This window comes from Bacillus sp. 05T31, assembly GCF_056396725.1.
On sequence record NZ_JBFTMA010000210.1, the window covers coordinates 1 to 6,130 of the forward strand.

The 6,130-nt window shown below is 33.7% G+C and carries 8 protein-coding genes; 3 read left to right on the forward strand and 5 right to left on the reverse strand.

Annotated elements, in window-relative coordinates:
* The 3 genes from AC1DJR_RS14315 to AC1DJR_RS14325 all read right to left on the reverse strand — a co-directional run.
* A partial coding sequence (locus AC1DJR_RS14315) for an MCP four helix bundle domain-containing protein (RefSeq protein ID WP_477002865.1) occupies positions 1-473 on the reverse strand: 473 nt, incomplete at its 3' end.
* Between the two features lie 207 nt (positions 474-680).
* The gene (gene rsgA, locus AC1DJR_RS14320) at positions 681-1,730 is read right to left on the reverse strand and encodes a ribosome small subunit-dependent GTPase A (protein ID WP_477002866.1); all 1,050 of its coding nucleotides are present in this window, start codon (positions 1,728-1,730) and stop codon (positions 681-683) included.
* Positions 1,731-1,912: 182 nt separating this feature from the next.
* Positions 1,913-2,440: a DinB family protein gene (locus AC1DJR_RS14325; protein ID WP_429688153.1), complete on the reverse strand. Its 528-nt coding sequence runs from the start codon at positions 2,438-2,440 to the stop codon at positions 1,913-1,915.
* 196 nt (positions 2,441-2,636) lie between these two features.
* On the opposite strand from AC1DJR_RS14325, the gene AC1DJR_RS14330 reads away from it, so the two are divergent.
* Positions 2,637-2,984, forward strand: coding sequence for a DUF4257 domain-containing protein (locus AC1DJR_RS14330; protein WP_000426320.1), 348 nt, complete (start codon positions 2,637-2,639; stop codon positions 2,982-2,984).
* An 84-nt stretch (positions 2,985-3,068) separates the two neighbouring features.
* A complete protein-coding gene (locus tag AC1DJR_RS14335) occupies positions 3,069-3,293 on the forward strand; it encodes a hypothetical protein (protein WP_140152372.1) in 225 nt (74 codons plus the stop codon).
* Between the two features lie 206 nt (positions 3,294-3,499).
* On the opposite strand, the gene AC1DJR_RS14340 is transcribed toward AC1DJR_RS14335, so the two are convergent.
* Positions 3,500-4,675: an MFS transporter gene (locus AC1DJR_RS14340; protein ID WP_477002867.1), complete on the reverse strand. Its 1,176-nt coding sequence runs from the start codon at positions 4,673-4,675 to the stop codon at positions 3,500-3,502.
* Positions 4,676-4,835: 160 nt separating this feature from the next.
* On the opposite strand from AC1DJR_RS14340, the gene AC1DJR_RS14345 reads away from it, so the two are divergent.
* Entirely contained in the window at positions 4,836-5,543 is a 708-nt protein-coding gene (locus tag AC1DJR_RS14345) for an IS6 family transposase (protein WP_477002868.1), read from the forward strand.
* A 100-nt stretch (positions 5,544-5,643) separates the two neighbouring features.
* Here AC1DJR_RS14345 and AC1DJR_RS14350 read toward each other — a convergent pair.
* The coding region (locus AC1DJR_RS14350) for a hypothetical protein (protein ID WP_477002869.1) at positions 5,644-6,130 on the reverse strand (487 nt) is incomplete at its 5' end.

A 6,130-nucleotide genomic window follows, 5' to 3' on the forward strand; every position in this document is an offset into this window, starting at 1 on the left:
GCCTTATATGGTTCAGTGACAACAATTCCACCTTGCTTATTCACTGCATCTTTATACCAAGAACGCGCTGTTGGATCATAATCTGCTGCCATTTGTATATTGGGTTCTTGTACAAATTTTTTATCGTTTCCAGCAACATACACTTGTTCTACATCTTTGTTCAAACTAATATATTGGGATAATGTTTTTCTTAGTTCATCCTGATTATCCCCTTGATACATATCACTATGAATCACTCGTGCAAAATTATTTACATCGTTGAATTTCGCTTCAATCATTTGATTGATTAAATTATCCAATATTTTTATATTATCCTGAGCGCTACTCATAATTTGTGATTCAAAATTCTTTTTAGCTGTTTGATACGACATGCCCCCAATAATAGAGACTGCCGCAATTAATATAACAAAAAAGGAAATTAATAACTTTTTCGCTACCTTCATATCTCTAAACCAACTTACTAGTTTACKCATTATAAACCTCCTACATTTAAATATTAAAYTTTAAAGATTAACTAAAGCTAATTTTGAATATATCCCATTCCTTAGTTTCTATTTTTATTGTTTTGATGAACACTTTGTAAAGTTTAAACAAATAAATTCCTTTTGTCTATATATACGAATAATATTATTATAAAATTTACAAATACAAAAAACCAAAGGAACCAGCCCTTTGGTTTTTTACATTTTTTTATGTTGTTTAGAAATCTTTTTCCATCTATCTCGTTCCGCCCTTGCCAGAGTAATGTTTTGTTTTCTCATAACATATGCCAATTCTCTTTGCAGCTTTTTATAGCTTAGTAAGCGCTCTACGGGTATAGTTCCGTTATCTATAGCATTTCGCACTGCACATCCTGGTTCACCTTCATGTTTACAATCTCGAAAGCGGCAAGTATTTGCAAGATCTTCAATATCAGAAAATGTAGTTTGAATTGCCGCGCTTCCTTCCCAAAGCTGAAGTTCCCTCATACCAGGAGTATCAATTACTAAACCGTGACTCGGTAATTGGAACAACTCACGGTGAGTTGTCGTATGTCTCCCTTTACTATCTTCTTCACGTATATCTCCGGTTTTTGCTACATCTGTTCCTATTAATGCATTTAACAAAGTAGATTTCCCTGCACCTGAAGATCCAACTAAAGCAATTGTTTTTCCTGGTGAAACAAATTGTTGCAATGATTCTATTCCGACGTACACTAGGCTATCAACAACAAATATCGGAACACCGATTGCTACCGCTTCAGTTTCTGCAATTTTCTGTTCCACATCTTCACATAGACTACTCTTCGTTAAAACAATAACAGGCATTGCACCGCTCTCATAAGCCACCAGCAAATAACGTTCCATCCTTCTTACGTTGAAATCATGGTTAAGAGCATTCACTAAAAATAGATAATCTACATTTGYTGCRATAATTTGTTCTTCAGTTCTGTTACCAGCTTCTTGTCTTGAAAAAGAACTTCTTCTYGGRAAAATACGGTGAATAATTGCCTTTTTCTCATTTTCTATTTTCTTTATATACACCCAATCMCCAACTGCCGGATAATCCCCCTTCGTTAACGCTTCATGACGAAACTTTCCAGACAGTTCCGCTACATATTCACCATCATTACAAATAATCCGATATATATGCTTATGCTCAAGTAAAATACGTCCTACTTCATAGTTCTCTACAGCTTGTTCCTCAAAAAAAGAATCCCATCCGAACGATTCTAAAATATTTTGATTCAAATTGATATCCTCCCTAGTTTGAACTTAGTGGAAGGATTGTGCGCTCACTTATAGAGTATCGCCCTTTCCGTCCACCTTTGTATTTGGTTTATTATTCATATAAGTCAATTTCGCCATAACACATCACCCCGTTCTAATTTTAATTACTCTCATTATATGGAATATCTCTTCAAAAAGCTACCTCATTTAACGTAATTTTCAAATAACTTATTTTTTAGCATTTTAATTTGTCCACGATGACTAATTTCATCTTCTAGCACATGAAACCAAAGGTAGTGCTGATTATACGCTACGCCATTAGGCCACTTTCTTTCTGACATTAGCCATTCATCATCCTGTTGTCTCAAACACTCTATTGTTGCCTCTCGAACTTTCTGTAAAAGTTGTACATAATACTGTATTTCATAACCACGGATAGATCTCCCCGCTTCCCCTAAATACAGTGCATCTTCCCATATTTCTAATTCTTCTTTTGTAAAGTCACGCTTTTGAAATGAAATAAGCTGATGTGCTTTTTCAATAGCTGCTATATGCTTTAGTAACGCTCCGATGGAATTCCCTCCACTCGGCATAATTAAATCTAATTGCTCAACTGATAGCTCGTTTATTTCCTGTAATGTTACAGCCCTCGTATGTTCCAGCATGCTTACTAATTCCCCTATATTTTTTGTATAACCATCTACACTTCTTATTCGATAATCTATATTCATATCATGCACCCCTTTCTACATTCATATTAAGGAATAACCGCTTCATATAATAGACTGAAATATATCAGATTTTTCTGTTATAATTAAATTGAATACGGAATAAACCTAAACAAACTTTCTCAATATGCTTATATGAAATATTAAAAGGAATCAATATAAAATTATCGAATCTTATTCACTAAAAGGAGTGGATTCGATGGAAATGTATCAATGGCTAACCGCAGTTCTCGTTGGTGGCATTACTGGCTTCGTTTCCCATCTAATCAATAACCAAGGCAAGTTATTGCTTCCACGCCGTTTAAAAACTTTTTTTCATTTTGGATTTTTAACTGATATTTTTACAGGTAGCCTCGCCGCACTTCTTGGACTCGTTTTATTCGATGTCACCTTAATAAAAGAAATTATAAAAGTCTCCATTGTGACCGCTATTTCCGGTCAAACCTTTTTACTTCATCAAGCTCTAGGTGGTGAACAGGCTAAAAATACGCAAATTGGGAAAGCTGACGAGAAAATTCAAGAAATTGACAAATTATTACGACGTTAATCTATACTTTCTTTAAAAATTATTGTTATAATGAAAAATAAATATTTTCTATCGCGTCGTTTGTCAGAAGAAAGGGTGTTTCGTATGACAAAAAAGAAAATAGAAGATTTCTTAACAAACACCGAAAAAGAGGAACTGCTAGAAAACTATAAATGTTTACGAGAAGCCCGCACAAAAAGCGAAGCTAACTATTTTGGTGAAGCAGTAGACCATCTATTAAATAAAGCTAAAAAACGAATTATTGATGATGCAGGAATACATGATGAAAATGCGGCAACTGTTCAATCAAAGAGAAAAGCACTGTTTTAGCTAAAACAGTGCTTTTTATTACGGCATTTTTCACATTACTTTCACATTACTTTCACATTACTTTCACATCTATTTCACAAATATAAGTATTCCTATATGTTAAACTAAGTATATCCTTTTCCAAGGAACTATATGCCGATATATAAATCCCTATCTCTTTAGGGATTTTTTGTTTTTTGGATTTCCCCGATTTATTTTTAAAGGCTTTATGATGCAATTCCTTTTTCACTATCTTCACTAAGCTTTTCACTTTTTCTAAACAAAAATAAAGCTCCTATATATAGTAACGCAGTAAAACTACCTACAAGTATAAAATTGTGAGATGCTGCAAATAACATTCCTGCTATTGCCGCTCCAATCATTTGGCCAATATACATAGAAGCATTAGCAAGAGCGGCTCCTGTTCCTCTTGCTATACTAGACATATTTTGTAAGCGCCCCATCATCAATACAAACAAAATTCCTGTCACAAAAAATAAAACAAAGAATAATAACTCCACAAATATAATGTTCTTTACATGAGGAAGTAATACATATAGCACAGCTGTAAATACAATTCCACCATAGAAAGAAAGGTTATAACCAATTTTATTTACGATTCTTGGGCCAAAAATATTCCCTGTTAAATTTCCTAACCCTAATACGAGCATAGCTGTTCCTATTTCATGGACTTGTAAGCCAAATTGAATGGAAAGCCATACACCAAAAAATGAAAATGCAGCAAAATTACCAGTTTGAAAAACAAAATATGCAAAATAAGAAAGTGAAACCTTTGAATCTGTAAGTAATTGTTTATAGCGCTTTAAGATGTTTGTTTTACTTCCACCTATATGAACCGGTTGTATTTCTGGTAATACTACATAAATAAGAACGACAAGTAGTGCTGATAATATACCAATGACGAAGAATGGTGTTGTATAATGTATCGTTGCTAAATATGCTCCAATTGGCAGGCCTAAGATTTGGGAGATTGATAACCCTGCTGTTGCAATTCCAATTGCTTTTACAATTTGCTTCTTCTCTATAAGGAGCGGAATAGATGCCCATACTTGTGGAGATACAAAAGCTGCACTTACACCTGCTAAAAATCTAAATRTTAGCATCCATAAAAAACTCGGTGCCATTCCACACAAAAATGTACTTAATGCAAAAAAACTCATTCCTAATACCATCACTTTTTTTCTGTTTAAGCCATCTGATATAGGACCAGCGATAAGCGCAAATCCAGCGTATCCTAAAGCATATGAACTCACCATCCATCCTGATAATTCAGTTGATACATGATACACCTGTTGTAAAGTTGACAAAAGTGGTGAAATTAAAAATGTATCCGTACCAATCATAAACATTATCATAAAGAATACAGCTAGTACTCTGTTCATTTAGACCTTCTCCTTTTATATAAAAAAGAGGGCACTACCCCATACCCATCAAGCTAAGACAAATCATTACCCCCATAACAAAAAAAACGGTTCTGGTGCAAAAAATTTATCAAACTTGGACATACTTATACTACTAATCTAAGAAGGATGTGGATGAAGTATGTCTAAGCCAAGTGCATTCAAATGGAAACACTATCAACCAGAAGTTATTATGTTAATAGTGAGATGGTACCTACGGTACAATTTAAGCTTACGTGACCTTGTAGAAATGATGGAAGAGCGAGGACTATCTATCTCTCATACGACCATCATGCGTTGGRTTCATCAGTATGGTCCTGAATTGGACAAACGAATTCGACGTTATCTTAAACAAACAAATGATTCTTGGAGAGTCTATGAGGCTTGTATCAAAGTAAAAGGTCAATGGATGTACCTGTATCGTGCTGTTGATTCAAAAGGAAACACAATCGATTTTTGCCTAGGCAAAACAAGAGACCAGAAGGCTGCAAAGCGCTTTTTCGAGAAAGCTTTGCGGTCTTTTCATGTTTCAAAACCGCGTGTTATAACAGTCCATAAGAATCCGGTTTATCCTATAGCAATTGAACAGCTGAAAAAAGAAAAAAGCATACCTGATGGTATGCAACTTAGACAACAAAAGTACTTGAATAACATAGTAGRACAAGATCATCGCTTTATAAAGAAGCGAAYCCRYTCTATGCTAGGGTTCAAATGTTTTGACACARCTACATCCACTCTTTCTGGAGTAGAAGCYATGCATATGATTAAAAAAGAACAGMTTGATTTACGGRACCAGTCTGTCCAAAAYCAGAAARAATTCATYCATCAATTGTTTGRACTTGTAGYATAARRTACRATTCTGTTAGGAAYATATGCATTTTATTTTTGCACCAGAACCGATTCTAGGATATCCTTTTGAAACAAAAAAAGAACCCTTAATATAAAGGATTCTAAGAATTGTCTGAACTTGAATTTAGTATTTTAAAATCTATAGAAAACATTTCTTTTTTCGGTAAAATTAAATGACTCTCTTTCAAGTTTCCCTTTAAATCATGAGCATATAAAATATTCTCGCCGTTTTCAGTGAAACTTCCTGGTGATAAAGAGTATAGGTAATGACCTATTAATTTAGTTCTAAATACCTTCGAATCCTTTGAGTTTTTATATTCTTTCAATAAGTTAAAATTTTTGTCATATTCTACAATATGTCCTTCAACAAAAGTTACATAGTATTTATCTTCGTAAGCATGCACTCCAACTGTATTAGAATAAGGTAGCTCGATGTATCTTGTAGTTAGAGTACTCTTGTTAAAAATACTGAGTTTTTTTTCAGAACTAAAGATAATTTCATCACTAGTTTTAATAAAATTTTTAGGTGAACCAAAGGCATCAAAACTATATTCTTTTAATTCTCCCGTTTCAACATTAACTGTATAG

Excerpts from the sequence above, each read along its gene's own strand:
- AC1DJR_RS14325 (WP_429688153.1), bottom strand. The coding sequence starts at position 2,440 with ATGAATATAGATTATCGAATAAGAAGTGTAGATGGTTATACAAAAAAT.
- AC1DJR_RS14330 (WP_000426320.1), top strand. The coding sequence starts at position 2,637 with ATGGAAATGTATCAATGGCTAACCGCAGTTCTCGTTGGTGGCATTACT.
- AC1DJR_RS14335 (WP_140152372.1), top strand. The coding sequence starts at position 3,069 with ATGACAAAAAAGAAAATAGAAGATTTCTTAACAAACACCGAAAAAGAG.